The sequence below is a fragment of the Streptomyces sp. NBC_00322 genome, from assembly GCF_036147535.1.
Taxonomy (GTDB): domain Bacteria; phylum Actinomycetota; class Actinomycetes; order Streptomycetales; family Streptomycetaceae; genus Streptomyces.
In genome coordinates, this window is record NZ_CP108019.1 from 1,490,404 (window position 1) to 1,516,232 (window position 25,829).

Annotated in this window: 24 protein-coding genes and 2 pseudogenes; 14 read left to right on the forward strand and 12 right to left on the reverse strand. The window is 70.0% G+C overall.

Annotated elements, in window-relative coordinates:
- The first annotated feature begins 83 nt into the window (after positions 1-83).
- The 3 genes from OG905_RS06750 to OG905_RS06760 are packed head-to-tail and all read left to right on the forward strand — an operon-like array spanning position 84 to position 3,392.
- Positions 84-1,040: a carbohydrate ABC transporter permease gene (locus OG905_RS06750; protein WP_443043902.1), complete on the forward strand. Its 957-nt coding sequence runs from the start codon at positions 84-86 to the stop codon at positions 1,038-1,040.
- Complete coding sequence (locus OG905_RS06755) at positions 1,037-1,945, forward strand: carbohydrate ABC transporter permease (protein WP_328666683.1); 909 nt, start codon at positions 1,037-1,039, stop codon at positions 1,943-1,945. Before OG905_RS06750 ends, OG905_RS06755 begins: the two co-directional genes overlap by 4 nt.
- Positions 1,946-1,991: 46 nt before the next feature.
- On the forward strand, positions 1,992-3,392 hold the full coding sequence (locus OG905_RS06760) for a GH1 family beta-glucosidase (protein WP_328666684.1): 1,401 nt from the start codon (positions 1,992-1,994) through the stop codon (positions 3,390-3,392).
- Here the strand turns inward: OG905_RS06760 and OG905_RS06765 are convergent.
- A complete protein-coding gene (locus OG905_RS06765; protein ID WP_328666685.1) occupies positions 3,367-4,239 on the reverse strand; it encodes an oxygenase MpaB family protein in 873 nt (290 codons plus the stop codon). The genes OG905_RS06760 and OG905_RS06765 overlap by 26 nt on opposite strands.
- 155 nt (positions 4,240-4,394) lie before the next feature.
- Here OG905_RS06765 and sph point away from each other — a divergent pair, with 155 nt between their 5' ends.
- From sph to OG905_RS06790, 5 genes and pseudogenes are all read left to right on the forward strand, one after another.
- Positions 4,395-5,381, forward strand: a complete 987-nt coding sequence (sph, locus tag OG905_RS06770) for a sphingomyelin phosphodiesterase (protein WP_328666686.1) — start codon at positions 4,395-4,397, stop codon at positions 5,379-5,381.
- Between the two features lie 78 nt (positions 5,382-5,459).
- Positions 5,460-6,378: pseudogene (locus tag OG905_RS06775) on the forward strand (cation diffusion facilitator family transporter).
- Between the two features lie 145 nt (positions 6,379-6,523).
- On the forward strand, positions 6,524-7,591 hold the full coding sequence (locus tag OG905_RS06780; RefSeq protein WP_328666687.1) for a S1 family peptidase: 1,068 nt from the start codon (positions 6,524-6,526) through the stop codon (positions 7,589-7,591).
- Positions 7,592-7,682: 91 nt separating this feature from the next.
- Positions 7,683-8,585: a DMT family transporter gene (locus OG905_RS06785; RefSeq protein ID WP_328666688.1), complete on the forward strand. Its 903-nt coding sequence runs from the start codon at positions 7,683-7,685 to the stop codon at positions 8,583-8,585.
- A 146-nt stretch (positions 8,586-8,731) separates the two neighbouring features.
- A complete protein-coding gene (locus OG905_RS06790; protein ID WP_328666689.1) occupies positions 8,732-9,463 on the forward strand; it encodes a MerR family transcriptional regulator in 732 nt (243 codons plus the stop codon).
- Between the two features lie 28 nt (positions 9,464-9,491).
- Here the strand turns inward: OG905_RS06790 and OG905_RS06795 are convergent, their stop codons facing one another.
- From OG905_RS06795 to OG905_RS06815, 5 genes are all read right to left on the reverse strand, one after another.
- The gene (locus OG905_RS06795) at positions 9,492-11,666 is read right to left on the reverse strand and encodes a 3-hydroxyacyl-CoA dehydrogenase NAD-binding domain-containing protein (protein ID WP_328666690.1); all 2,175 of its coding nucleotides are present in this window, start codon (positions 11,664-11,666) and stop codon (positions 9,492-9,494) included.
- 36 nt (positions 11,667-11,702) lie between these two features.
- Entirely contained in the window at positions 11,703-12,917 is a 1,215-nt protein-coding gene (locus tag OG905_RS06800) for an acetyl-CoA C-acetyltransferase (RefSeq protein WP_328666691.1), read from the reverse strand.
- 22 nt (positions 12,918-12,939) lie between these two features.
- Positions 12,940-14,082: an acyl-CoA dehydrogenase family protein gene (locus OG905_RS06805; protein ID WP_328666692.1), complete on the reverse strand. Its 1,143-nt coding sequence runs from the start codon at positions 14,080-14,082 to the stop codon at positions 12,940-12,942.
- Positions 14,079-15,209, reverse strand: coding sequence for a CaiB/BaiF CoA transferase family protein (locus OG905_RS06810; RefSeq protein WP_328666693.1), 1,131 nt, complete (start codon positions 15,207-15,209; stop codon positions 14,079-14,081). The genes OG905_RS06805 and OG905_RS06810 overlap by 4 nt, the downstream gene beginning before the upstream one ends.
- Before the next feature lie 176 nt (positions 15,210-15,385).
- Complete coding sequence (locus OG905_RS06815) at positions 15,386-15,832, reverse strand: hypothetical protein (RefSeq protein WP_328666694.1); 447 nt, start codon at positions 15,830-15,832, stop codon at positions 15,386-15,388.
- 127 nt (positions 15,833-15,959) lie between these two features.
- On the opposite strand from OG905_RS06815, the gene OG905_RS06820 reads away from it, so the two are divergent.
- Entirely contained in the window at positions 15,960-17,159 is a 1,200-nt protein-coding gene (locus tag OG905_RS06820; protein ID WP_328666695.1) for a saccharopine dehydrogenase family protein, read from the forward strand.
- Positions 17,160-17,188: 29 nt separating this feature from the next.
- Here OG905_RS06820 and mmpA read toward each other — a convergent pair whose 3' ends face one another.
- Both mmpA and OG905_RS06830 read right to left on the reverse strand, forming a co-directional pair.
- Positions 17,189-17,326, reverse strand: coding sequence for a morphogenic membrane protein MmpA (mmpA, locus tag OG905_RS06825; protein ID WP_328666696.1), 138 nt, complete (start codon positions 17,324-17,326; stop codon positions 17,189-17,191).
- Positions 17,327-17,375: 49 nt separating this feature from the next.
- Positions 17,376-18,104, reverse strand: a complete 729-nt coding sequence (locus tag OG905_RS06830; RefSeq protein WP_328666697.1) for an endonuclease V — start codon at positions 18,102-18,104, stop codon at positions 17,376-17,378.
- A gap of 90 nt (positions 18,105-18,194) precedes the next feature.
- Between OG905_RS06830 and OG905_RS06835 the strand changes: the two genes are divergently transcribed.
- Positions 18,195-18,494 (forward strand): YciI family protein, encoded by a 300-nt coding sequence (locus OG905_RS06835; protein WP_328666698.1) that lies wholly within the window; start codon positions 18,195-18,197, stop codon positions 18,492-18,494.
- Between the two features lie 19 nt (positions 18,495-18,513).
- On the opposite strand, the gene OG905_RS06840 is transcribed toward OG905_RS06835, so the two are convergent.
- On the reverse strand, positions 18,514-19,623 hold the full coding sequence (locus OG905_RS06840) for a WD40/YVTN/BNR-like repeat-containing protein (RefSeq protein ID WP_328666699.1): 1,110 nt from the start codon (positions 19,621-19,623) through the stop codon (positions 18,514-18,516).
- Positions 19,624-19,811: 188 nt separating this feature from the next.
- Here OG905_RS06840 and OG905_RS06845 point away from each other — a divergent pair, with 188 nt between their 5' ends.
- The 4 genes from OG905_RS06845 to OG905_RS06860 all read left to right on the forward strand — a co-directional run bounded on the left by OG905_RS06845 (position 19,812) and on the right by OG905_RS06860 (position 24,123).
- Entirely contained in the window at positions 19,812-20,228 is a 417-nt protein-coding gene (locus tag OG905_RS06845) for an SsgA family sporulation/cell division regulator (RefSeq protein WP_328666700.1), read from the forward strand.
- Positions 20,229-20,511: 283 nt separating this feature from the next.
- The gene (locus OG905_RS06850) at positions 20,512-22,152 is read left to right on the forward strand and encodes an ABC-F family ATP-binding cassette domain-containing protein (RefSeq protein ID WP_328666701.1); all 1,641 of its coding nucleotides are present in this window, start codon (positions 20,512-20,514) and stop codon (positions 22,150-22,152) included.
- 103 nt (positions 22,153-22,255) lie between these two features.
- Positions 22,256-23,032 (forward strand): dimethylargininase, encoded by a 777-nt coding sequence (gene ddaH / locus OG905_RS06855; RefSeq protein ID WP_328666703.1) that lies wholly within the window; start codon positions 22,256-22,258, stop codon positions 23,030-23,032.
- Between the two features lie 116 nt (positions 23,033-23,148).
- Positions 23,149-24,123 carry an acyl-ACP desaturase gene (locus OG905_RS06860; protein ID WP_328666705.1) on the forward strand — a complete coding sequence of 325 codons (975 nt, stop codon included), beginning with the start codon at positions 23,149-23,151 and terminating at the stop codon, positions 24,121-24,123.
- A 25-nt stretch (positions 24,124-24,148) separates the two neighbouring features.
- On the opposite strand, the pseudogene OG905_RS06865 reads toward OG905_RS06860, so the two are convergent.
- From OG905_RS06865 to OG905_RS06875, 3 genes and pseudogenes are all read right to left on the reverse strand, one after another.
- Positions 24,149-24,478: pseudogene (locus tag OG905_RS06865) on the reverse strand (short-chain dehydrogenase); the annotation flags it as partial.
- Between the two features lie 172 nt (positions 24,479-24,650).
- Positions 24,651-24,896, reverse strand: a complete 246-nt coding sequence (locus OG905_RS06870) for a WhiB family transcriptional regulator (protein WP_324983804.1) — start codon at positions 24,894-24,896, stop codon at positions 24,651-24,653.
- A 114-nt stretch (positions 24,897-25,010) separates the two neighbouring features.
- The gene (locus OG905_RS06875) at positions 25,011-25,805 is read right to left on the reverse strand and encodes a VOC family protein (RefSeq protein ID WP_328666709.1); all 795 of its coding nucleotides are present in this window, start codon (positions 25,803-25,805) and stop codon (positions 25,011-25,013) included.
- Positions 25,806-25,829: the final 24 nt, after the last annotated feature.

A 25,829-nucleotide genomic window follows, 5' to 3' on the forward strand; every position in this document is an offset into this window, starting at 1 on the left:
GACTCCGGAGGCCGGTCCTCGACACCCGGCCGGACCGGCCTCCGGTTCCACAGCCCCGTACCAACTCCTCGAAGGGCCGCACCGTGACCCTCACCGCCACCGCGAAGCCGGTGTCCCCGAAGCCGGGGGCCCGGCCGTCGGCCGCCAGCAGGACCTGGCGCACGCTCTCGCCGTACGCCTATATCGCCCCGTTCTTCACCCTCTTCGCCGCCTTCGGTCTCTTCCCGCTGATCTACACGGCCTTCGTCTCGCTCTACCGGGTCGAGCTGCAGACACCCGGCGAGATGGAGTGGCGGGGACTGGGCAACTACACCGCCCTCTTCGGCGACGAGATCTTCTGGACCGCGCTGCGCAACACCTTCACCATCGGAGTGCTCTCCACCGTCCCGCAGCTGGTGATGGCACTGGGTCTGGCGCATCTGCTCAACTACCGCCTGCGCGGCCGGACGTTTCTGCGTACGGCGATGCTGCTGCCGTACGCGACCAGCGTCGCCGCCGCGACCCTGGTCTTCGCGCAGCTCTTCGGCCGCGACTTCGGACTCATCAACTACGTCCTCGGTCTGGTCGGCTTCGACCCCGTGGACTGGCAGGCGGGCACGGTCTCCTCGCAGATCGCCGTCTCCACCATCGTCATCTGGCGCTGGACCGGCTACAACGCGCTGATCTATCTGGCGGGCATGCAGTCCATCCCGAGCGAGCTGTACGAGGCCGCCGAGATGGACGGCGCCTCGCGCTGGCGGCAGTTCATCCATGTGACTCTGCCGGGGCTGCGTCCCACGATCCTGTTCACCGTCGTCGTCTCGACGATCGGCGCGACCCAGCTGTTCGGTGAGCCACTGCTGTTCGAGGGCTCCATCTCCGGCGGCATCTCGCACCAGTACCAGACGCTCGGTCTGTATATGTACGAGCAGGGCTGGGGCTTCTTCCATCTGGGCCGCGCCGCCGCCATCGCCTGGGTGATGTTCCTGCTGATCCTGGTGCTCGTCGGGGTCAACGCCCTGATCGCGCGCTGCCGTTCGAGCAAGGAGGCCGGCCGATGACCGCGCTCGCCGCCCCGCCGACAAAGCCGCCCGCCACGGGCGCCCGACCCGCGCGGTCCCCGCACCGCAGGAGGAACCGGGCCGGGCGCACGATGAACGGCGGCAGGCTCGCGTACGCGATGCTGATCCTCGCCGTGCTGATCTCGGCGTTCCCGTTCTACTGGACGATCGTCGCCGCCAGCCGTTCCAACGCCGATCTGGCGAAGGTCCCGCCGACGCTGCTGCCCGGGTCGAATCTGTTCCGCAACTTCGAGGCGGTGATGGAGGAAGCCGATATCGGCAAGGCGCTGCTCAACTCCTTCATCGTCTCCGGCTCGATCACCGTGGGCACGGTGCTGTGCTGCACGCTCGCCGGTTTCGCCTTCGCCAAGCTGCGCTTTCGCGGCCGCGGCGCACTGCTGGCGGTCACGGTCGGCACGATGATGATTCCGCCGCAGCTCGGTGTGATCCCGCTGTTCATGCTGATCGCCAAGCTGCAGTGGGTGAACCAGCTGCAGGCCGTGATCCTGCCCGGCCTTGTCTCCGCCTTCGGGGTGTTCTTCATGCGGCAGTACCTGGTGCAGTCGCTGCCGGACGAGCTGATCGAGGCGGCCCGGGTCGACGGCGCGTCGACCGCCCGGATCTTCTGGTCGATCGTGGTTCCCATCGCCCGGCCCGGTATGGCGGTGCTCGGGATGCTGACGTTCATGGCCGCGTGGAACGACTTCTTCTGGCCGATCGTCGCGCTCTCCTCGCAGGAACCGACCGTCCAGGTCGCACTGCGCCAGCTCGGCGGCGGCTATGTCCACGACCAGTCCGTGATCATGGCCGGCACCCTGCTGGGCACGCTCCCCGTGCTGCTCGTCTTCGGTCTGCTCGGCCGGCAGATCGTCGGCGGCATCATGCAGGGCGCCGTCAAGGGCTGACCGGTCTCCCCCCACCGCCATCTCACTTTCTGGGAGTTCTTTCCTCATGACCGCACTCGACGCACGCCCCGGCACGACGACGGAGCTCCGCTTCCCGGCCGGTTTCCGCTGGGGCACCGCCACCGCCGCCTACCAGATCGAGGGCGCCGCCGCGGAGGACGGCCGTACTGCCTCCATCTGGGACACCTTCAGCCGCACGCCCGGCAATGTGCGCAACGGTGACACCGGTGACGTCGCCGCCGACCACTACCACCGCATGCGCGAGGACGTCGCGCTGATGAAACAACTCGGCGTCACCGACTACCGGTTCTCCGTCGCCTGGCCGCGCGTCCAGCCGACCGGGCGCGGTCCCGCCGTGCAGAAGGGCCTGGATTTCTACCGGCGGCTCACCGACGAGCTGCGGGATGCGGGCATCCGGCCCGTCGCCACGCTCTACCACTGGGATCTGCCGCAGGAGCTGGAGGACGCCGGAGGCTGGCCGCAGCGCGAGACCGCGCAGCGGTTCGGCGACTACGCCGGGATCATGGCCGATGCGCTCGGCGACCGCGTCGCGACCTGGACCACGCTGAACGAGCCGTGGTGCGCGGCTTTTCTCGGCTATGGCTCCGGGGTCCACGCACCGGGGCGCACCAGCGCGAGCGCCTCGCTCCGTGCCGCCCACCACTTCAATCTGGCGCACGGCTGGGCGGCGCAGACACTGCACGCGGCCCTGCCGTCGAGAACCGAGATCTCGCTGACGCTCAATCTGCACGTGGTGCGTGCGCTCACCGACTCGGAGGCCGACCAGGACGCCGCCCGCCGCATCGACGCCGTCGGAAACCGGATCTTCCTCGACCCGGTCTTCCACGGCCGCCTTCCACAGGACCTGGTCCGCGACACGGCCGGGGTGACCGACTGGTCCTTCGTCCGGGACGGCGATCTAAAGGCCGTCTCCACGCCGATCGACTCACTGGGCATCAACTACTACTCCCCCACTGTGGTGGGCGCCGGTACCTCCGAGGCGCCGTCGCCGTGGGCCGGTGCCGAGGAGCATGTGCGCTTCCTCCCGGCGCCCGGCCCGCGCACGGCCATGGACTGGCCGGTCGACGCGGAGGGTCTGTACGAGCTGCTGATCCGGCTGCGGGACGATCTGCCGGGTGTGCCGCTGGTGATCACCGAGAACGGGGCCGCGTACGACGACTACGCCGACCCGTCCGGCGAGGTCCACGACCCGGAGCGGGTGGAGTATGTGCGCACCCATCTCGCCGCCGTGCACCGGGCGATCGCCGACGGCGCGGATGTGCGCGGCTATTTCCTGTGGTCGCTGCTCGACAACTTCGAGTGGGCGTACGGCTACAGCAAGCGGTTCGGCATCGTGCATGTCGACTTCGCGACCCAGCGCCGTACGTTCAAGGACAGCGCCCGCTGGTACGCGGATGTCATCACACGCGGCGGACTGACCGGCTGAGTCCGGCGGCACGCCGCGCCTCGCGCGCGATCGGGAGGTAGCGCAGTCGCTCGGGGAGTACGGGAACGACGGCCCGTACGACCCGGGCGAATCTGCGCAGTGCGCGCTCCTGCTCCGCGGTCCACTGCAGACCGATCGCGTCGCGTGCCTCGGGCGGCATCAGCCCGATGGTGACGAAGCGGCGGAAGCGGACGAACGAGGGAAGCAGCATCGGCCACAGCATCGCGAGCAGCGCTCTGACGGGCAGCGGCCCGCGGTCGGGCGGCGGCAAGGTCACGTCGAGGGCGACCAGTTCGCGTACGACGGCCGTCTCCTCCACCTCCTCGGCGAGCCTCTTGCGGAAGTACGGCCAGAACTCCTCGACCGTCTGCGGCATGTCCCGCTGGTCGATGCCGAGGATCCGGCCGACTTGGAGCCACTCGGCGTACAGCTGCTGCTCCTGCGCCCCGGTGAGCGGGCGCGCCAGATAGCGCAGCGCGTACTGGAAGACGGGGAAGCCGGTGGCGTGGACCCAGGAGTAGCACTTGGGATCCAGCGCCTGGTACCGGCGGCCGTGGGAGTCGGTGCCCCGGATCGGCTGGTGGAGCTCGCGGAGCCTGCGCCCCTCTTCGGCCGCCGCCTCGCCGCCGTACACCCACAGCTGGAGCGAGCGCAGGGAGCGCTCGCCGCGGCCCCAGGGGTCGGTACGGAAGACGGAGTACTCGTCGACGCCCGCGGCGACGGCCGGGTGGGCGACCTGGAGAGCGAGGGCCGCGGGCAGCATGAGCAGCTCGCGGATGTCGCCGACGACGGACCACAGCACTCCGCCGGGCGGTGGCGGCAGGGGATCTTTCGCGGCCCCGGTCATGTTCACCATCGTAGTGTCGCGATCCGGGCGCCGGGGAGTTGGTGTGATCGTGCGGTTGTGGAAAGAAAATGGGCACCTGGTCATTACCAGGAGGTAACTCTGGCTGATTTGATGTGCCGCGCCGGTCGTACCCCCCACCTGAATAGGGAGTTCCTGTGCCGCACTCCGTGCTCCGCCGTATCCCTGGCGCAGCTCTGTCCACCGCGCTCGCCGCCGCCGTCCTGACCGGGACGGCTCCGGCGGCTTCCGCCGCCGAGGCGGCGACCCCGCCCCTGAAGGTGCTGACGTACAACACCTTCCTCTTCAGCAAGACGCTGTACCCCAACTGGGGCCAGGACCACCGGGCCGCCGCGATACCGGCGACCTCGTTCTTCCAGGGCAAGGACGTCGTCGTGGTCCAGGAGGCCTTCGACAACTCCTCGTCGGACGCGCTCAAGCAGAAGGCCGCCGCCCAGTACCCGTACCAGACCCCCGTGATGGGGCGGAGCAAGGACGGCTGGGACGCGACGGGCGGTTCGTACTCGGCCACCACGCCCGAGGACGGCGGCGTCGCGATCCTCAGCAAGTGGCCCATCGTGCGCAAGGAGCAGTACGTCTACAAGGACGCCTGCGGTGCCGACTGGTGGTCCAACAAGGGCTTCGTGTACGTCGTGCTGAATGTGAACGGCACGAAGGTCCATGTCGTGGGCACGCACGCGCAGTCCACCGACCCCGGCTGCGACGCGGGCGAGGCGGCGCAGATGCGCAGCCTCCAGTTCAGGGCGATCGACGCCTTCCTCGACGGCAAGAACATTCCCGCCTCCGAACAGGTCCTGGTAGCGGGCGACTTCAATGTCGACTCGCGGACGCCGGAGTACAACACGATGCTCGCCGACGCCGGGCTCACGGGGGCGGACGCCCGCACCGGGCACCCGTACTCCTTCGACACGGAGCAGAACTCGATCGCGAACTACCGCTACCCGGACGACCCGCGCGAGGACCTCGACTACGTCCTGCACCGCGCCGGGCACGTGAAGCCGGCCGGCTGGACCAATGAGGTGATCAAGGAGCAGAGCGCACCCTGGTCGGTCTCCAGCTGGGGCACGACGTACACGTACACCAATCTCAGCGACCACTACCCCGTGATCGCGTCCGGGCAGTAGTCGCGAGCCGTTCGCGGCTGGTCAGAGGCCGCTTTTCGGCCGTGGCCGCAAGGTAGTTGATGTGTCACGGTGGTGACCATGACGGGGTTCGGACACGTCCATGGTCACCACCATCACGCTGCGCACGACCGCATCGACGCGGCCCTCGAAGGGTCGTCGCAGGGGCTGCGCACGCTGTGGTTCTCCTTCGGTGTGCTGGCCGCGACGACCGCCGTCCAGGCGGTGATCGCGGCCGCCTCGGGCTCGGTGGCGCTGCTGGGCGACACCGTCCACAGCGCGGCCGACGCGCTCACCGCGCTGCCGCTGGGCCTTGCCTTTCTTCTCGGCAGGCGGGCGGCACCCGCCGCTACACCTATGGCTTCGGAGTGCCGAGGATCTGGCGGGCGTCTTCGTGGTGCTGATGATCGCCGCGTCCGCGCTCTTCGCCGGGTACGAGTCGCTGCGACGGCTGTTCGAGCCGCAGGAGGTCAGTCATCTGGCCGCGGTGGCCGGGGGCGCGCTGGTGGGCTTCGCCGGCAATGAGTGGGTGGCCCGGGCCCGCATCCGGACCGGCCGCAGGATCGGTTCGGCCGCGCACGTGGCCGACGGACTGCACGCCCGCGGCGACGGGTTCACCTCTCTGGCCGTACTGCTGGGCGCGGGCGGAGCTGCACTCGGATGGCGGTGGGCCGATCCGGTGACCGGGCTCGCGATCACCGGGGCAATCGCCCTGGTACTGCGCGGTGCGGCCCGTGAGGTCCGGCACCGGCTGATGGACGCGGTCGACCCGGCGCTGATCGACGAGGCCGAGCACGCGTTGTCCCATGTCGAGGGCGTACGGGCCGTGCGGGACGTGCGCATGCGCCGGCTCGGGCACGGGCTGCGGGCGGAGACCTCGATCGTGGTCGACCCCGCGCTGACGGTGATGCAGGCACATAGAGTGGCGTTGGCCGCCGAGCACGCCCTGATGCACGGGGTCCGGCGGCTGAGCACGGCCACCGTGCAGATCCATCCCTGACCCCCCCTTGCCGGGAGGGTGCTCCGGTATTCCCACACTCCTGTGTGCATGACAGGGCCATGTCACATCCAACTCCGGACTGCTCCATTCCGCATCACTTCTCGGCACTCCCCCACAGCGCACTCGTACGAAGGAGAAGCCCCCCATGAGACGCACGCTCCGCGCGCGCATCTGCCTTTCCATCCTCATCTCCCTGCCCGCCGTCGGCCTCGGCTCGGGCACCGCCGGTGCCGCCGAGGAACCCACACCGGGCGTCACCGCCTCCGCCACCCAGTACGCCATCGACAGCAGCCTCGAACGCGCACTCGGCGACGACAACAGCGCCGGGTCGTATCTCGACCCCGCGACGGGCGAACTGGTCGTCACCGTCACCGATACGGCCGCGGCCGAAGCGGTGAAAGCCGCCGGCGCGCGCGCCAAGCTCGTCGAGCGCAGCACCGCGGAGCTCCAGGCCGCCATGGACACCCTCGAATCCCAGGCGCAGATCACCGGCACCTCGTGGGGCATCGACCCCTCCACCAACCAGGTCGCCGTCGAGGCCGACGCGTCGGTCTCCGTGAGCGCCATGACCCAGCTGCGGAAGGTGGGCGCAGGACTCGGCGAGGCCGTACGGATCAAGCGCGTGCCGGGCGTCTTCAAGAAGGAGGTGTCGGGCGGCGACGCGATCTACGGCGGGGGCTACCGCTGCTCGGCCGCCTTCAACGTCGCGAGGGGCACGGCCCGCTACTTCTTGACAGCAGGCCACTGCACCAATCTGGCCTACAGCTGGTCGGCGACGTCCGGCGGAAGTCCCATCGGCGTCCGCACGGGCACGAGCTTCCCGACCAACGACTACGGCATCGTCCGCTACTTGTCCCCCAGCCCCCAGCCCGCCGGGAGGGTCAACCTGTACAACGGCTCGTACCAGGACATCATGACCTCGGCCGATGCCATCGTCGGCCAGGTCATCAAGAAGAGTGGCTCGACCACCCATGTGACCACCGGGAGGGTCACCGCGGTGAACGTCACGGTGAACTACCCCGAGGGGCCCGTCTACCAAATGGTCCGCACCACCGCGTGCTCGGCCGCCGGTGACAGTGGCGGCGCGCACTTCGCCGGTTCCGTGGCCCTGGGCATCCACTCGGGCAGCTCCGGCTGCTCCGGCACCAACGGCTCGGCGATCTTCCAGCCGGTACGGGAAGCGCTGAGCGTGTACGGCGTGAACGTGTACTGACGCACGACCTGCGATGAGGGCGTGCCCACCGGGGTGGGCACGCCCGTCGTGCCACCGGGGCGGGCGCGCCACGCCGACCTACGGTGGGGCGATGCAGCGCCCCCAGGACCGTGTGGCCCTCGCCTCCTTCGCCGGCTGCTCCCTCCTCGCGGGCGGCAACGCCGTCGGCGTCAGGTTCAGCAACCGGGAGCTGGACCCGCTGTGGGGAGCGGCGGTGCGCTTCGGCGCCGCCGCGGTGGTGCTGCTGGCGATCATGGCCGTGCGCCGGCTGCCCCTGCCGCGGGGCCGGGCACTGGCCGGCTCGCTGCTCTTCGGCGTACTGAACTTCGGGGTGACCTTCGGACTGGCCTACTACGCGCTGGTGCGTATCCATGCCGGTCTCGGCCAGACGATCCTGGCCCTGGTCCCGCTCGCGACACTGCTGCTGGCCGTGGCCCAGCGCCAGGAGCGGTTTCGGACGTCGGCCGTGGTGGGCACCCTGTTCGCTCTCGCGGGAGTCGCACTGGCCTCCCGCGCGCCCCTGCAGAGCTCGGTACCGCCGGGCTATCTGCTCGCGCTGGTCGGCAGTGTGCTCTGCCTCGCCCAGGCAGCGGTCCTGGTACGCCGCCTCCCGGCGGTGCACCCGGTGACCATGAACGCCCTGGGCATGACGGCGGCCGCGGTGGTGCTGTTCGCCGGGTCCCTCGTCGCCGACGACCACTGGACCCTGCCGGAGCGCGCCACGACCTGGTGGGCGCTGGGCTATCTGGTGGTCGGGGGCTCAGTGCTGACCTTCGTGCTCTACCTGGTTGTGATCCAGCACTGGAGCGCGTCGCGTGCCGCGTATGTGTTCGTGATCATCCCGGTGATCACGATCGTCCTGTCGGCATGGCTCGACGACGAACCCCTGACCGCAGAACTCCTGCTGGGCGCGCCGCTGATCCTGACGGGGGTGTACCTGGGAGCCCTGCGCCCGGGACGGCATCCGGTCACCCCTGATGGTCGTACACGGTGACCGGTATTCCCCGACCCGTCAGCCGCTGAGCTGTCAACGGCTCGACGCGGGACTCCTGGGCCTTCGCTGTACAGCGCCTTTCACAACAATGGTGAGACAGCAATACTGTTGCACCGGATCGATGCCCAGGAGAGGCGAGGCAGACCATGGCGACCGAGACCGAGGAGCCGACGCTCACCGTCGACGAGCTGGCCGCGCGTGCCGGGGTGACGGTGCGGACCATTCGCTTCTACAGCACGCGCGGGCTGCTGCCGCCCCCGGTCATCGGACCGCGTCGCGTCGGGCACTACGGGCCGGGGCATCTGTCCCGGCTCGCCCTCATCGAGGAGCTTCAGCACCAGGGCATGACACTCGCCGCGATCGAGCGCTATGTCGAGCAGTTGCCGCCGGATCTGAGCGCGCACGATCTCGCCATCCACCGTGCGCTGGTGGCCTCCTGGGCGCCGGACTCGGCCGAGGAGGCGACCCGTGCCGAGCTGGAGCGCCGCGCGGGACGGCCGCTCGGCGAGGAGGACATCGACCGGCTGGCGGCGATGGGCGTCCTGGAGCGCGAGGCCGCCGGGGGTGGCTACCGGCTCGACCCGGGGCTGCTGCGGCTCGGTGTGCAGTTGCTCGACGTGCCCATCGCGCACGAGACGATCCTCGCCGCCCGTACCGTCCTGCTGGAGCACACCCGCTCGGCCGCGCACGAGCTCACCCGGCTGTTCCGCGACGAGGTGTGGAACCCGTACCGGGAGCGGGAGTCGGACCCCGAGCATGTGGCCGCGATGAAGTCGCTGTCCGCCCATATGCAGCCGATGGTCGTGCAGGCGCTGGTCACCGCGTTTCAGCGGTCGTTGAAGGAAGAGCTGCGGGCCGCGTTCGGCCAGGAGGGCTGAACGCGGCCCGGGCATCGGGCGTCACGCGTCACGCGTCGGTGAAGACCTCGCCGCGCTCCGCCTTCTCGACGAGCAGCGCCGACGGCTCGAAGCGCTCGCCGTAGCGCTCGGCGAGCTCACGGGCGCGCGCCACGAAGCCGGGCAGCCCGCCCTCGTAGCCGTTGATGTACTGCAGCACACCGCCCGTCCAGGCGGGAAAGCCAATACCCATGATGGAGCCGATGTTGGCGTCGGCGACCGACGTCAGCACGTTCTCCTCCAGGCAGCGGACGGAGTCCAGCGCCTCGGAGAAGAGCATCCGCTCCTTCAGGTCGGCGAAGGGGACGTCCACGTCCGGCTTCGCGAAGTGCTCGCGCAGGCCCGGCCAGAGTCCGGCCCGCTTGCCGTCCTCGCCGTACTCGTAGAAGCCCGCCCCGCCGCTGCGGCCCGTACGCGCGAACTCGTCGACCATCCGGTCGATCACCGCGTCCGCCGGGTGGCCGGCCCAGGTGCCGCCCGCCTCCTCGACCGCGCGCCTGGTCTCGTTGCGAATCTTGCGCGGCAGGGTCAGCGTCAGCTCGTCCATCAGCGAGAGCACCTTGGCGGGGTATCCGGCCTGCGCCGCGGCCTGCTCGATCGACACGGGGTTGACGCCCTCGCCGACCATCGCCATGCCCTCGTTGATGAACTGCCCGATGACACGCGAGGTGAAGAAGCCGCGCGAGTCGTTGACCACGATCGGGGTCTTGTTGATCTGGCGGACCAGGTCGAAGGCGCGGGCGAGCGCCTCGTCGCCGGTGCGCCCGCCCTTGATGATCTCGACCAGCGGCATCTTGTCGACCGGCGAGAAGAAGTGCAGACCGACGAAGTCGGCGGGGCGCGAGACGCCTTCGGCGAGCAGAGTGATTGGCAGGGTCGAGGTGTTGGAGCAGAGCAGTGCGTCCGGCTCGATGACGTCCTGGATCTCCTGGAACACCTTGTGCTTGAGTGCGGTGTCCTCGAAGACCGCCTCGATCACGGCGTCGCAGCCCGCGAGATCGGCGGGGTCGGCGGTCGGCGTGATCCGGGCGAGCAGGGCGTCGCGCTTGGCCTCGGTGGTACGGCCCCGGGAGAGCGCCTTGTCGAGCAGCTTCTCGGAGTACGCCTTGCCCTTCTGGGCCGCCTCGGCCGTCACGTCCTTGAGGACCACGTCGATACCCGCGCGGGCGCAGGAGTACGCGATGCCCGCGCCCATCATCCCGGCGCCGAGGACGGCGACCTTGCGGACCGGCCGCGGCTCGATGCCCTTGGGCCGGTTGGCGCCGGAGTTGACGGCCTGGAGGTCGAAGAAGAACGCCTGGATCATGTTCTTGGAGATCTGCCCGGTGACCAGTTCGGTGAAGTACCGGGCCTCGATGGTCAGCGCGGTCTCGAAGTCGACCTGGGAGCCCTCGACGGCCGCGGCCAGGATGTTGCGCGGCGCGGGGTACGGGGCGCCAGCGGTCTGCTTCTTGAGGTTGGCCGGGAAGGCCGGGAGGTTCGCCGCGAAACGCGGGTTGGACGGGGTGCCGCCGGGGATCTTGTAGCCCTTGACGTCCCAGGGCTGCTGGGAGACGGGGTTGGCGTCGATGAAGGCGCGCGCCTTGGCCAGCATCTCCTCGGGCGTGGCGGCGACTTCGTGGACGAGCCCGTTCTCCAGGGCGCGCTGCGGCGAGTACTGCGTGCCCTGCAGGAGCACCTTCAGCAGCGCGTCGGCGATGCCCATCAGCCGTACGGTACGGGTGACTCCGCCGCCCGCCGGGAGCAGTCCGAGCGTGACCTCGGGCAGGCCGATCTTGGAGCCGGGTGCGTCGAGCGCGACGCGGTGGTGGCTGGCGAGCGCGATCTCGTAACCGCCGCCCAGTGCCGCGCCGTTGATGGCCGCGACGACGGGCTTGCCCAGGGTCTCGATACGGCGCAGCGAGTTCTTGATGGCCGTGCCGGTGTCGAAGGCCTGCTGAGCCTGCTCGGGGCCGACCTTGATCATGTCCTTGAGGTCGCCGCCCGCGAAGAAGGTCTTCTTGGCGGAGGTGTAGATGATGCCGCGGATCGAGTCCTTCTCGGCCTCGGCCCGGTCGGCGATGACCGCGATCGAGTCCTTGAAGGCCTGGTTCATGGTGTTCGCGGACTGGTTGGGATCGTCGAGGACGAGGGTGACGATCCCCGTCTCGTCCTGCTCCCAGCGGATGGTGGTGCTCTGGGTCATTGCTGCTTCTCCGTAAGGGTGGTGGGACGGACGGGGTCAGATGCGCTCGACGATCGTGGCGATGCCCATTCCGCCGCCCACGCAGAGCGTGACGAGGCCGTACCGCTTGTCCTGGCGCTCCAGTTCGTCGATGACGGTGCCGAGGATCATCGCGCCCGTCGCACCGAGCGGGTGGCCCAGAGCGATCGCGCCACCGTTGACGTTGATCTTGTCCAGCGGGAGGTCCAGATCGCGGGCGAAGCGAAGCACGACACCGGCGAACGCCTCGTTGATCTCGACGAGATCGATGTCGTCGATCGTCAGTCCGGCCTTGGCGAGCGCCTTGCGGGTGGCGGGCGCGGGCCCGGTGAGCATGATGGTCGGCTCGGAGCCGGAGACCGCGGCCGAGACGATGCGGGCGCGCGGGGTCAGGCCGTAGCGCTCGCCGACCTCCTTCGTACCGATCGCGACGAGCGCCGCTCCGTCGACGATGCCGGAGGAGTTGCCCGCGTGGTGGACGTGGTCGATCTTCTCCACCCAGTGGTACTTCTGCAGCGCCACGGCGTCGAATCCGCCCATGTCGCCGATGCCCGCGAAGGAGGGCTTGAGCGCGGCGAGGCTGTCGGCGGTGGTGCCGGGGCGCATGTGCTCGTCGTGGTCGAGGACGACGAGGCCGTTGCGGTCGCGTACCGGCACGACGGACCGGTCGAAGCGGCCGTCCTTCCAGGCCGCGGCGGCACGCTCCTGCGAGAGTGCGGCGTACTCGTCGACATCGCGCCGGGAGAAGCCCTCGATGGTGGCGATGAGGTCGGCGCCGATGCCCTGCGGGACGAATCCGGTGTCGTAGTTGGTCATCGGGTCGGCGAACCAGGCGCCGCCGTCGGAGGCCATCGGCACCCGCGACATCGACTCGACGCCACCGGCGAGCACCAGGTCCTCCCAGCCCGAACGGACCTTCATCGCCGCCATGTTGACGGCTTCGAGACCCGAGGCACAGAAGCGGTTCTCCTGTACGCCGGCGACGGTGTCGGGCAGTCCGGCGGCGATGGCCGCGATACGGGCGATGTCGGAGCCCTGGTCGCCGACCGGTCCGACGACGCCGAGCACGATGTCGTCGACGGCAGCCGGGTCGAGGCCGGGGAAGCGGCTGCGCAGTTCATGGATCAGGCCGACGACGAGGTCGATCGGCTTGGTGCCGTGCAGGGCGCCATTGGCCTTGCCACGCCCGCGCGGGGTGCGGATGGCGTCGTACACATACGCTTCGGTACTCAAGACAGCAGCCTTTCCATAAGTGTCAGCCGAGAAGAGAACGGCCGATGATTTCCTTCATGATCTCGGTCGTGCCGCCGTAGATCGTCTGGATGCGGCCGTCCGTGAATGCCCTGGCGACGCGGTATTCGGTCATATAGCCGTACCCGCCGTGCAGTTGGAGACAGCGGTCGGCGACCCGCTTCTGGAGCTCGGTGGCCCACCACTTGGCCATTGAGGCATGGACCGCGTCGAGTTCCCCGTTCGAGTGATCCACGATGCAGCGGTCGAGGAAGGCACGGGTCACGGCGCATTCCGTGGCCATTTCGGCGATCTCGAAGCGAATGTGCTGAAGCTTGGAGAGCGGCCTCCCGAAGGCTTCGCGCTCCTTGACGTACTGCGTGGTGATCTCCAGGAGATATTCGGCGGCGGCGATTCCGGCCACCGCGATACCCATCCGCTCCTGCGCGAGATTGGTCATCAGATGGATGAACGCGCCGTTGAGCTCCCCGAGCAGATTCTCTTTGGGGACGCGTACGTCGTTGAAGAACAGCTCTGCCGTGTCCTGGGACTTCTGGCCGATCTTGTCGAGATTCCGGCCGCGCTCGAAGCCTTCCGCGCCGCGCTCGACGACCAGCAGCGAGAGGCCCTTGGCCCCGCCCTCCGGGGTGGTCTTCGCGACGACGATCACCAGGTCCGCGAGGATTCCGTTGGAGATGAAGGTCTTGGAGCCGTTGAGGATCCAGTGGTCTCCGTGGTCCTCGGCGCTGGTGCGGATGCCCTGGAGGTCGGAGCCCGCGCCCGGTTCGGTCATCGCGATGGCGGTGATGATCTCGCCGCTGCAGAAGCCGGGCAGCCAGCGCCGCTTCTGCTCCTCGGTGGCGAGCCCGGTGAGGTACGGGCCGATGATGTCGTTGTGCAGCCCGAGCGCGAGTCCGGCCGCGCCCGCGCGGGTGAACTCCTCGGCCAGGACGGCGCTGTAGCGGAAGTCTGCGTTCCCGCCGCCTCCGTACTCCTCGGGCACGGCCAGACCGAGCAGCCCCTGCCTCCCCGCCGCCAGCCAGGCCTCGCGGCTGACGATGCCGTCCTTCTCCCACTGCTCGTAGTGCGGAAGGACCTCCTTGGCGAGGAAGGTGCGCACGGTTTCGCGGAAGGCGTCGTGCTCGGCGGCGAAGATCTGGCGCTTCAACGGTCCTCCTTGGTGAGCCCGGGCAGGTCCCAGTCGCGGGCCACCTCGGCGGTGTCGGCTCCCGGCTGGGCGGGCCCCCGGTACACGGAGCCGGGCGTGGCGGAGAAGCGGGGCGCGGGCGCGGGCTGGGTGATTCCGCCGTGGTCGACGAAGGTTCCGCGGGCCGCGAGGTGAGGGTGCGAGGGAGCTTCGCGCAGGGAGAGCACCGGTGCGACGCAGGCGTCCGAGCCCTCGAAGACGGCCGTCCACTCCTCGCGGGTCCTGGTCTTGAAGCGGGCGGCGACGGCGGCGCGCAGTTCGCCCCAGCGGGCGAAGTCCTTACGGGCCGGTGCCTCGTCCTTGATGCCGAGCAGCTCGATGAACTCGTTGTAGAACTGCTGCTCCAGCGCCCCGACGGCCATGTACTGGCCGTCCGCGGTCTCGTAGCTCCCGTAGAACGGGCAGCCGCCGTCGAGGAGGTTCGCCCCGCGCCGGTCCTGCCAGCCGCCGCCCGCCATCATGCCGTGGATCATCGTGGCGAGATGGGCGGCCCCGTCGACGATGGCCGCGTCCACGACCTGGCCCAAGCCGCCTTCCGTCCGTGCGTGGTGCAGGGCCGCGAGGACTCCGACGACGAGATAGAGCGAGCCGCCCGCGTAGTCGCCGACGAGATTGGCCGGGACGGTGGGCGGCTCGTCGGGCTTGCCGATCATGCCGAGGGTGCCGGTGACGGCGATGTACGCGATGTCGTGCCCGGCCCGCTGGGCGAGCGGTCCCTCCTGGCCCCAGCCGGTCATCCGCCCGTAGACCAGCCGCGGATTGCGCTCCAGGCACTCCTGGGGTCCGACACCGAGCCGCTCGGCGACGCCGGGCCGGTAGCCCTCGATCAGTACGTCGGCCCGCTCGACCAGGTCGAGGACCACGGCGGGGCCGTCATCGGCCTTGAGATCGACGAGTACGGAGCGCTTGTTGCGGTTGGTGAGGTCGTACTCCGGATCGATCGCGAGCCCCGAGCCGCCGGGCCGGTCGACCCGTACGACATCGGCGCCCAGATCGGCCAGGAGCATGGCGGCGAACGGACCGGGCCCGATGCCCGCCAGTTCGACCACACGCACCCCGGCGAGCGGGCCGTTCCCCGTCGCTGCCATCGAGCCCCCAGCCCTGCCTGTGACACAACTGATGTAACACCAGTGATGGTAAGAACGCGTTCCACCCGGCACAAGGGTCTGGGCCGAGCAAGCGCTTAGAACCGGCCGCAGCCTACACGCGGATTCCGACCGAAATCATGGCTTTCCGGCCGATGTCGTCGGGGTAGGCGGGTCGTTCAGCGCGCCGGGGCGCCTCTCGCCCTCACCTGGCCCGCCGCCGCTCTGACCGCCGTCGACACCTCGTCGGCGCGCGAGAGTCCGGGGGCCAGCCAGTGGTAGGTGCCGACCGCCATGACTCTGGTCCGTGAGCCGTCCGTCAGCCGGATCTCCACCGCGCCGTGCCCCGGCGCGGCGGAAGCGACCTCCGCCAGCGGAATGTGCCGGTCGGTGGCCAGATTGCGGACCACGACCTCGCTGTCGGTCAGGGACACCCGGCGGTTGAAGGCGAGCAGCAGCAGACAGGCGGAGCAGACGATCACCACCCCCGCCATGCCGTACAGCTGGCCCGCCCACTCGTCGGCGGTCGCGGCGAGCGCCATCAGTGCAGCGCCGGCGGCGAGCCCGCACACCGCGAGCGCGGTGTCGAACCACCGCACCAGGCGGTGGGGACGCCATGTACGCATGTCTTCACGCTAGATCCGGCCCCCGGGCCCGGCATGTTACCGATGGGAAACGCATCTTTTTCCCGGGCCCGTTCGCACGCTAGCCTCAGCCACCGACATGACCGCGGGGGCAACGGCGGAGGGGCCATTGAACAGGCAGAACGGGACCGATCGCGCACAGCGCCCGTACGACATAGTGCTCTTCGGGGCGACGGGCTTCGTCGGCGCGCTCACCGCGGAGTACCTCGCGGCGCACGCGCCCGAAGACTGCCGCTGGGCCGTCGCGGGCCGCAGCCGGCAGAAGCTGGAGCAGCTGCGTGAGCGTCTTGCCGCCAGGCATCCCGGCTGTGCCGGGCTGCCGCTGATCGAGGCGGACGTGAATGATCCCGAGGCACTTCGCCAACTCGCCGAGTCCGCCCGTGTGGTGGCCACGACGGTCGGCCCCTACCTGCTGTACGGCGAGGCGCTGGTGGCCGCGTGCGCGGAAGCCGGGACCGACTACGTCGACCTGACCGGCGAGCCCGAGTTCGTGGACCTGATGTACGTACGCCATGACGCGCGGGCCAGGGAGACCGGGGCCCGGCTGATCCATGCCTGCGGCTTCGACTCGGTCCCGCACGACCTCGGCGCGTACTTCACCGTCCAGCAGCTCCCCGAGGGCGTGCCACTGCGCGTCGACGGGTTCGTACGCTCCAACGCCACCTTCTCCGGCGGGACTCTCGCCTCCGCGCTGAACGCCATGGCCCGTGGGCGGCAGATGCTGCAGGCCGCGCACGAGCGGCGGCTGCACGAGCCGCGGCTGGTGGGACGGCGGGCACGGGCCCCGCTCGGCTCGCCGCGGTTCAGCCGCGAGACGGGGGCCTGGGCGCTGCCACTGCCGACGGTCGACGCGCAGATCATCGCGCGCTCGGCGCGGTCGCTGAAGCGGTACGGCCCGGACTTCCGCTACCGGCACTACGCGGCGGTCCGCACCCTGCCGATGGCGGCGGGCGGTGCTGCGGCCGTCGGCACGCTCTTCGCGCTGGCCCAACTGCCCCCCGCACGGCGCTGGTTGTCGGAACGGATCAAGCCGGGCGAGGGTCCGGACGAGCAGCGCCGGGCCAAGAGCTGGTTCTCGGTACGCTTCGTGGGCGAGGGCGGCGGCCGCACGGTGTTCACGGAGGTGTCGGGCGGCGATCCGGGTTACGGCGAGACGGCGAAGATGCTCGCCGAGTCCATGCTGTGCCTGGCCCACGACCAACTGCCCGACACCTCGGGGCAGGTGACCACGGCGGTGGCGATGGGTGATGCGCTGCTGGAGCGGCTTCAGGCGGCGGGCATCCGCTTCCGGGTGGCCGCCACGCGCTGACACCGTCAGCGGTCCGGTTGGTCAGCTGATCAGCCGGTCAGCACCGTGTAGACCATCGATCCCACCCATGCGAAGCCCGCCAACGCGGCCAGGATCAGCACCGCCGTCACGGTGCGCTCCACGGGGTGGCCGGTCTCGGTCGCGCTGTGCGTCGTGTGTGAAGTCATGCGTGGGAGCTTGCCGATCAGGGCTCGCTCCTCGCATCCGCTCGGATACTCAGATCCCGGCCCCGGGTACCTGGGTACGAGGTACCCCGGAGGTGATCTCGGCGAGTGCGCGCCTGCACAGGCGGTCGGCCAGCCGCGTCGATTCGGGGAGCCGGTAGCGGGACGCGAGGTGGCGGGTGTGCGCGCAGGCGTTGTCGAGCGTCGTGCGGTGGCCGACGGAGACGAAGACCGGCTTGACGTCGTCCTGGGTGCGCAGCGCCCGGCCGACCTCCTCGCCGTCGTCGGCCCGCAGCGCGGCGAAGTCGCCGCGCCGCGGTCCCAGTTCGCCGTAGCTGAAGACGAAGGGGTTCTTGGCGACGCCGATCACGGGGAGCCCGGTCAGCACTCCGAGATGCGAGGCGAGCCCGAAACGGCGGGGATGCGCCCGGCCGTAGCCGTCGCAGACGACAAGACCGGGATCCGAGGTGAGGGATTCCAGGACGGCGAGCACGGTCGGGATCTCCCGGAAGGCCAGCAGCCCGGGGACGTACGGGAAGGCCACCCGCCCGACCGCCGTGGCCTCCTCGACGACGGTGAGCGTCGCCGCGTCCAGGACGACAGCCGCCGCGGCCACGACGTCGCGGTCGTCGTCGTAGGCGACATCGACGCCCGTCACCAGGCCGGTGGCGGGCGGCGGCCCCGGCTCGTCCAGGACGACGCGCGTGCGCAGTTCGTCCTGAACGGCCAGGGCCGCGGCCTCGTCGGCGGGCCAGTGCGGGGGCGTCTCGATGATCTTCATGGTGACGCCCAGCCTACGACCCGGACGGCTCAGCAGCAGGAGTCTTCGCCTGCCGGTGGCCGTCGCACCGTGTCGCGTAGCCTGGCGATCATGTTCGTACTGGAATTGACCTACACCGCACCCCTCAAGCGCGTCGACGAGCTCCTCGACGCGCATGTGGCCTGGCTGGACGCGCTGTACGAGGAGGGCGTGTTCATCGCGTCGGGACGCAAGAATCCCCGCGACGGTGGGGTGATCCTGGCCGTGGGGGACGACCGCGCGACGATCGAGAAGATCGCGGCGGCCGACCCCTTCACGGTGGGCGGCGTGTGCGAGTACCGGATCACGGAGTTCATCGCGACCAAGACCGCGCCCGGACTCGCCCCGTACCGCCGGCAGTTGCCCTCCTGACGCGATCGCCGTGCGCGGCTCAGAACTCCAGCCGTGCCACGCGGCCCTTCTCGCCCGAGGCCCAGCAGCCGAAGTCGGCAGTGCAGTCGACGGTGTCGTACGAACCGGTGTCGACGGTGCGCCAGCTGCGGCCGCCGTCCAGGGTCAGATCGGTCCCGGTCGGGCCGACGGCGAGCGCCGCCGCGCGGCTGTGCGGGAGCCAGGTCACGCCCGAGCGGTAGGCGGGTGGCGGTGTCTTCGCCTGCTGCCAGCTGCGGCCGCCGTCCCCGCTGACCGCTCCGGCGCTCGGGGATGCCTGGTCGGGGCGGTAGTCACCGCCGACGGCGATGCCGTGGGCGCGGTCGCGGAAGGCGAGCGCGAAGACTCCGCGGGCCGGGTCCCCCGCCGGGATGGTCCCATCGGCGACGGTCCAGTTCAGGCCGCGGTCGGCGGAGTGCAGCACGCGCGCGGTCGCGCCGCCGCCGGTCGCCAGCCAGACGTCCTTGGGTCCTGAGCTGACCAGACACTGGCCGCTCGCCGCGAAGGCCGCCTCGCCCGGCAGCGCATCCGGCATCCCGGCGCTCGGCAGCACCTTCCACGACTTTCCGCCGTCGCCGGTCGACAGGATGCGGTACTTGCCGTCCACCGGATCGCTCATCGCGACGCCGTGGCGGCTGTCGAAAAAGGTGATGCAGTCGTAGAAGGCCTTCGGGTCGGTGTTACGGAAGGACTCGGTCCAGCTCGCGCCGCCGTCGTCGGTTCGGAAGACCCGGGAGGCCTCGCCCTCGCCGATGGCCAGCACCACGGCCCGCCTGGCGTCGAAGGCCTCGATGTCGCGGAACTCCAGCCCGCCCGCCCCCGGCGGGGAGACGTTCAGCCAGCTCCGCCCGCCGTCCGCGGTGCGCAGGACCGTGCCCTTGGAGCCCGCCACCCAGGCGGTCCGGCGGCTGACGGCCGCGAGGCCCCGGAACCGTAAGTCAGTGCCGGTGTTCTTCAGGCTCCAGGCAGGACCACTCTTCCCCGCCACTTTCTCCCCGGCCCCGCCGCCGGTGTGCTGGGCCGCCTGTGCCGGTGCGGCCAGCGCGGCGGCGACCGCCGCCGCGCACAGCCCCACGGACACCATTCGTCTCGTCTTCCCCTTGGACGTCATGGCGCTGGAAGCTAACCCACGGGCCCGAGCCCGTCCAGGGTGCCGCCAGGCGGCTCTTAGGTCGTCAAAGTCCCGTCTGCCTCGCGGTGACACAGGTCACTCTGCCTTCCGATGCACGGATTCCGTCATTCCGACGTCTCTGACGGTGTCAGCGAGACGTCAGCGAGCCGCGCACGAAGGAGCAGGCCTTGTCCACCGTCATCGAGCAGGCCGTGCAGGCCCGCCTGGTCGCCTCTGCGCCCCAGATGGAGTCTGTTCCCGCCACGCTGCGCTACGACCGCGAGGATCCCTTCGCCGTACGTATGGCCTTCCCGCCCCCCGCGACGCTGGAGGGCAACGAAGTGTCGTGGGCGTTCTCGCGCGAGCTGCTCGCGGCGGGCGTCGACGGACCGGCCGGCGTCGGCGACGTACGCGTCAGGCCCTTCGGCTACGACCGTACGGTCCTGGAGTTCCACGCCCCGGAGGGCGTGGCGATGGTGCACATCCGCACCAGCGAGGTGCGCCGTTTCCTCAAGCGCGTCCAGGGCATGGTCCCCACCGGCCGTGAGCACCTCTATCTCGATCTCGACCACAATCTGGCCGAGTTGCTGCGCGACGCCTGCTGACGTCTTCATATTTCCGTTGACGGCCACCGGGCACCTTCGTACGGTGTACAGCGGTTCTGTTGCCGCGAAAAGGAGAAGGACGTTGCTCGTCTGAGGTCTTGAGACACCGTGCGTCACAGCTGCAGGTCAAGCTGCGCGCTTCGTGTGCGACCTCGGCATTCGAGCCGTCCTCCCCCGGCCGGGACCTGTTCCATCCCGTTGTGTCCCCCCGGCGGCCGTCGCCCGCGCCGCGGTGTCTCCACCCGTTGCCCCAACCCCTTCTTCACGCAACCGGGAGACCCGTATGTCTACTGCCCCCGCGCACATCACCTGCTCCTCGCTCACCTTCGCCTGGCCGGACGGCACCGGCGTCTTCGACGACTTCCATCTGGCGGTCGGCCCGGGCAGAACCGGGCTGATCGGCCTCAACGGGTCAGGAAAGTCAACGCTGTTGAAGCTGATCGCCGCCGAACTGGCGCCGACGGAGGGATCGGTCCGCACCACGGGCGAGGTCGGCCATCTGGCACAGAACCTCGTCCTCGACACGGCGCTGCGGGTGGACGAGGTGCTGGGCATCGCCCGCACGCGCGCCGCCCTGCACGCCATCGAGGCGGGTGACGCGAGCGAGGAGCACTTCACGGCGGTCGGCGACGACTGGGACGTGGAGGAGCGGGCACGCGCCACCCTCGACCAGCTCGGGCTCGGCCACATCGGGCTGGAGCGCACCATCGGCGAAGTGTCGGGCGGCGAGGGCGTCCTGCTGCGGCTGGCGGCTCTCCTGCTGGCCAAGCCCGGCGTGCTGCTGCTCGACGAGCCGACCAACAACCTCGATCTGTACGCGCGCCGACGGCTGTACGAGGCGGTCGCCTCCTGGTCCGGCGTAATGGTCGTGGTCAGCCACGACCGTGAACTACTGGAGCTGGTCGACCAGATCGCCGATCTGCGCGACGGGGAGGTCAGGTGGTACGGCGGCAACTTCTCCGCGTACGAGGATGCGCTCGCCGTCGAACAGGAGGCCGCGGGGCGGATGGTGCGCGTCGCCGAGTCGGATCTGCGCAAGCAGAAGCGCGAACTGGCCGAAGCGCACATGAAGTTGGCGCGCCGCAAGCGGTTCGGACAGAAGAGTTACGACAACCAGCGCGTACCCAAGATCATCGCCAATGCCCGCAAGGCCGAGGCCCAGGTCTCGGCGGGCAAGCACCGCATCCTGCACGAGGAGAAGCTCGCCGAGGCCAGAGAACGGCTCGACGAGGCCGTGGACGCGGTGCGCGACGACGACGAGATCCGCATCGAGCTGCCGTTCACCAAGGTCCATCCGGGCCAGGGTGTTCTGCGCCTGAGCGAGCTGCGGCTGCGCTACGGAGCCGAGGTGAAGGGAGAGTTCGAGATCCGCGGCCCCGAGCGGATCGCGCTGGTCGGACGCAACGGAGCGGGCAAGACGACACTGCTGCGTACGATCGCCGGCGAGCTGGAGCCGCTCACGGGTGAGGCCGTGGCGGAGGTCCCGCTGCGTTTTCTGCCGCAGCGGCTCGATGTGCTGGACGACGAGCTGAGCGTGGTGGAGAACGTGGCGCGGTTCGCGCCCGAGGCCACCAACAACCGGATCAGGGCGCGGCTGGCCCGCTTTCTCTTCCGGGGCGCGCGGGCCGACCAGCCGGCCGGGACGCTCTCGGGCGGGGAGCGGTTCCGCGCCGCGCTCGCCGCGCTGCTGCTCGCCGAACCGGCGCCGCAGCTGCTGATGCTCGACGAGCCGACGAACAATCTGGACATGGCGAGCGTCCGGAAGCTCACCGCGGCTCTTGAGTCGTACGAGGGCGCGCTGATCGTGGCGAGTCACGATGTGCCGTTCCTGGAGTCGATCGGCATCACACGCCGACTGCTGCTGGACGGCGAACTGCGCGAGATCACGGCGGACGAGGTATTGGAGGGGGTGCCGGCTCGCTAGCGGGGCACGGTAAGGGGCGGCACGGGGGCCGCGAGGGATTCCATCGCCCGAGCATGCCGGGACATGATGGGCGCACCAGACCCGAACCCCTGGAGAACCCCTCGTGCCCAGCAGGAAAGCCCTGATCCGCCGCCCCAGCCCGCGTCTCGCCGAGGGCCTGGTCACCCATATCGAGCGCTCCCCGGTCGACGTCGCGCTGGCGCTGGAGCAGTGGGAGACGTACGCCGAGACCCTGCGCGAGCACGGCTGGGAGACCGTCGAGACGGAACCGGCCGACGACTGCCCGGACGGTGTGTTCGTCGAGGACACGGTGGTGATCTTCCGCAATGTCGCGCTGATCGCCCGCCCGGGGGCGGAGTCGCGCAGGCCGGAGACGGCGGCGGTCGAGGAGACCGTCGCCCGCCTCGGCTGCTCGGTGAACTGGGTGTGGGAGCCGGGCACGCTCGACGGCGGCGATGTGCTCAAGGTCGGCGACACGATCTACGTGGGCCGCGGCGGCCGTACGAACGCGGCGGGCGTGCAGCAGCTGCGCGCCGCCTTCGAGCCGCTGGGCGCCCGGGTCGTGGCGGTGCCGGTGACCAAGGTGCTGCATCTGAAGTCGGCGGTGACCGCGCTGCCGGACTCGACCGTCATCGGCTACCCGTCGCTGGTGGACACCCCGACCGTCTTCCCGCGGCATCTGCCCGTGCCGGAGGAGTCGGGGGCGCATGTGGTGCTGCTCGGAGAAGGGAAGCTGCTGATGGCGGCGAGCGCGCCCAAGACGGCCGAGCTGTTCACGGATCTCGGCTACCAGCCCGTGATGGTGGACATCAGCGAGTTCGAGAAGCTCGAAGGCTGCGTGACCTGCCTCTCCGTGCGCCTCCGTGACCTGTACGCATAACGGAACGTAACCGGACATCCCTCATCCGGGCTTGGCCAGGGGCTTACTGCGGCTTTAACCTACGGTCTCGTAACCTACGAATACGTAGGTAACTCTCCCGTCCCCCTGGAGCACCCGTGACGATCACCTCTCCCCACCTCGGCAGTTCGGAAGCGTGGAGCGACGCCCGACTGCTGTTCGCGCTGGAAGAGGTGGTGGAGAAGGAACTCAACCGCCATCTCAAGGTCGCCAAGGACTGGATGCCGCACGAGTACGTCCCGTTCAGCGACGGCCGCAACTTCCCCGGCTACTTCGAGGACGGCCAGGCCTGGGAGCCCGAGCAGTCCAAGGTCACCGACATCGGCAAGATCGCGCTGGTGGTGAACCTGCTGACCGAGGACAACCTCCCCAGCTACCACCACGAGATCGCCTCCCTCTTCGGCCGCGACGGCGCCTGGGGCACCTGGGTGCACCGCTGGACCGCGGAGGAGGGCCGGCACGGCATCGTGATGCGCGACTACCTGCTCACCTCGCGTGCCGTCGACCCGGACAAGCTGGAAGAGTTCCGGATGGCGCACATGGCGGAGGGCTTCGAGTCCGACAACCGCCACTCGATGCTGCACTCCGTGGCGTACGTCGCCTTCCAGGAACTCGCCACCCGCGTCTCGCACCGCAACACCGGCCATCAGTCCGGCGACCCGGTCTGCGACCGGATGCTGGCGCGGATCGCGACCGACGAGAACCTGCACATGGTCTTCTACCGCAACCTGCTGGGCGCGGCCTTCGAGCTCGCGCCCGATCTGACCATGCAGGCCGTGCGCGACGTCGTCGTCAACTTCCGGATGCCCGGACACGGAATGCCCGGCTTCGAGCGGGCCGCCGCGCAGATGGCGATCGGCGAGATCTACAACATGCGCATCCACCACGACGACGTGCTGCAGCCGGTGCTGCGCTTCCTCAAGGTGCTCGACATAGACGGTCTGGGCCCGGAGGGTTTGCAGGCGCAGGAGGAGCTCGGCCTCTACATGGGCGGGCTGAACTCCGAGGCGACGAAGTTCGACGAGAAGCTCGCGGCCCGCAAGGCGCGGATGGCGGCGCGCGCGGCGGGCTGAGTCCCGCCGCGTTCGGGCGGCCGGCTCACCAGTCGGCCTCGTCGTAGTCCTTGAGAAAGACACCGGCGACCGGTGCGCCCGCCTCACCGCGCACGATCGGGTCACAGACGCGGGCCGCTCCGTCCACGATGTCGAGCGGCGTCCGGATCCCGGCGGCAGCGATGCGTGCCTTGCGCGGCGCGGGATTCTCGTCTGTGATCCAGCCGGTGTCGACACTGCACATATGGACCCCCTGGGCGGCGAGCCCGGCCGCGCTCGTGCGGGTGAGCATGTTGAGCGCGGCTTTCGCCATGTTGGTGTGGGGATGGCCGGACGTCTTGGTGCGTACGGCGAACCTGCCCGCCACGGCCGCCACGGCGATTTCCCGCATGCGCGGCTTCAGCTCACTGAGGTAATCGAGTCGGCGGGGACGCGCCGTCCCCGAAGGCACTGCCGAGGACGACGCGCTCGCACAGCGGGCAGGGCTCGCCAAGGGCGGCAGGGTGCACACGACGTAGAGGCACCCCGGCCGCCCCCGCCGTAAGGGGTCAGCCCTGGCTTCGCTTGAGGCGGTACCGCTCCTTCTCCGACAGCCCGCCCCACACCCCAAACCTCTCGTCATGCGCCAGCGCGTACTCCAGACACGGCACCCGCCCCTCGCACGCACCGCACAACTGCTTCGCCTCCCGCGTCGACGAGCCCGGCGCCGGGAAGAAGAATTCCGGGCCCGCCTGGGCGCACAGCGCGGTCTCCTGCCAGGAGAGTTCCTGGTCCGTGGTGGTGTTGATCGGCATGCCGCACACATTCCCCCGCCGGGATAAACGCCGCATCAACGAAGCATCAACGTCCCCACGGGCACCACCCCGGCGACGGGCCCGTCCGCGCACGCCACCACGAAGACGGCCGGCTCAGTCGTCCTGCTGCACGCCCTGCATCACCGCGAACCTCGCCCCCGCCGGGTCCGCCAGTTTCGCGAAGCGGCCGACGCCTTCCATGTCGACGGGAGCCATCCGGACCGTGCCGCCCACTCGTTCCGCCGTGGCCACCGCCGCGTCGCAGTCCGTCACCTCGAAGTAGGGCAGCCAGTAGGGGCCCTCCGTCTCGACCGGGTCCGCGGCCAGCGGGACGATGCCGCCGAACATCGCTTCGGCGCCCACGCTCGCCGGGTTGATCATCGTGTACGAGCCCGTGCCGTCCGGCAGCGGCATCGTGGAGGTCTCCCAGCCGAACACGCCCTGGTAGAAGGTGAGGCCCGCGCCCGGGTCCTCGGTGTACAGCTCGGCCCAGCACAGCGTGTTGGGGTCGTTGACGGCGTCCAGGCCCTTGTTCTGGCCCGGCTGCCAGGTCGCGAAGGCCGCGCCCGCGGGGTCGCTGAAGACCGCCATGCGGCCGAGTTCGAAGACGTCCATCGGCTCGAACAGGACCGCGCCGCCGCCCGCCTGGACCGCTTTGGCCGTGGCGTCGGCGTCGGGCGACTGGAAGTAGAGGGTCCAGCCCGGCGCGCCCTGTTCGGGGGTGACGGTCATGGCGCCGGTGACGGTCTTGCCGTCCAGTTGGTACATGCCGTAGCCGCCGGCGTCGGGACCCGCGGACTGGAAGGTCCAGCCGAACAGTCCGCCGTAGAAGGCGGTCGCCGCGTCGAGGTCGGGGGTGCCGAGGTCGATCCAGTTCGGGGAGCCCGTGACAAAACGGGTGCTGAGCATGGTGCGCTCCTTCGAGGTGATCCC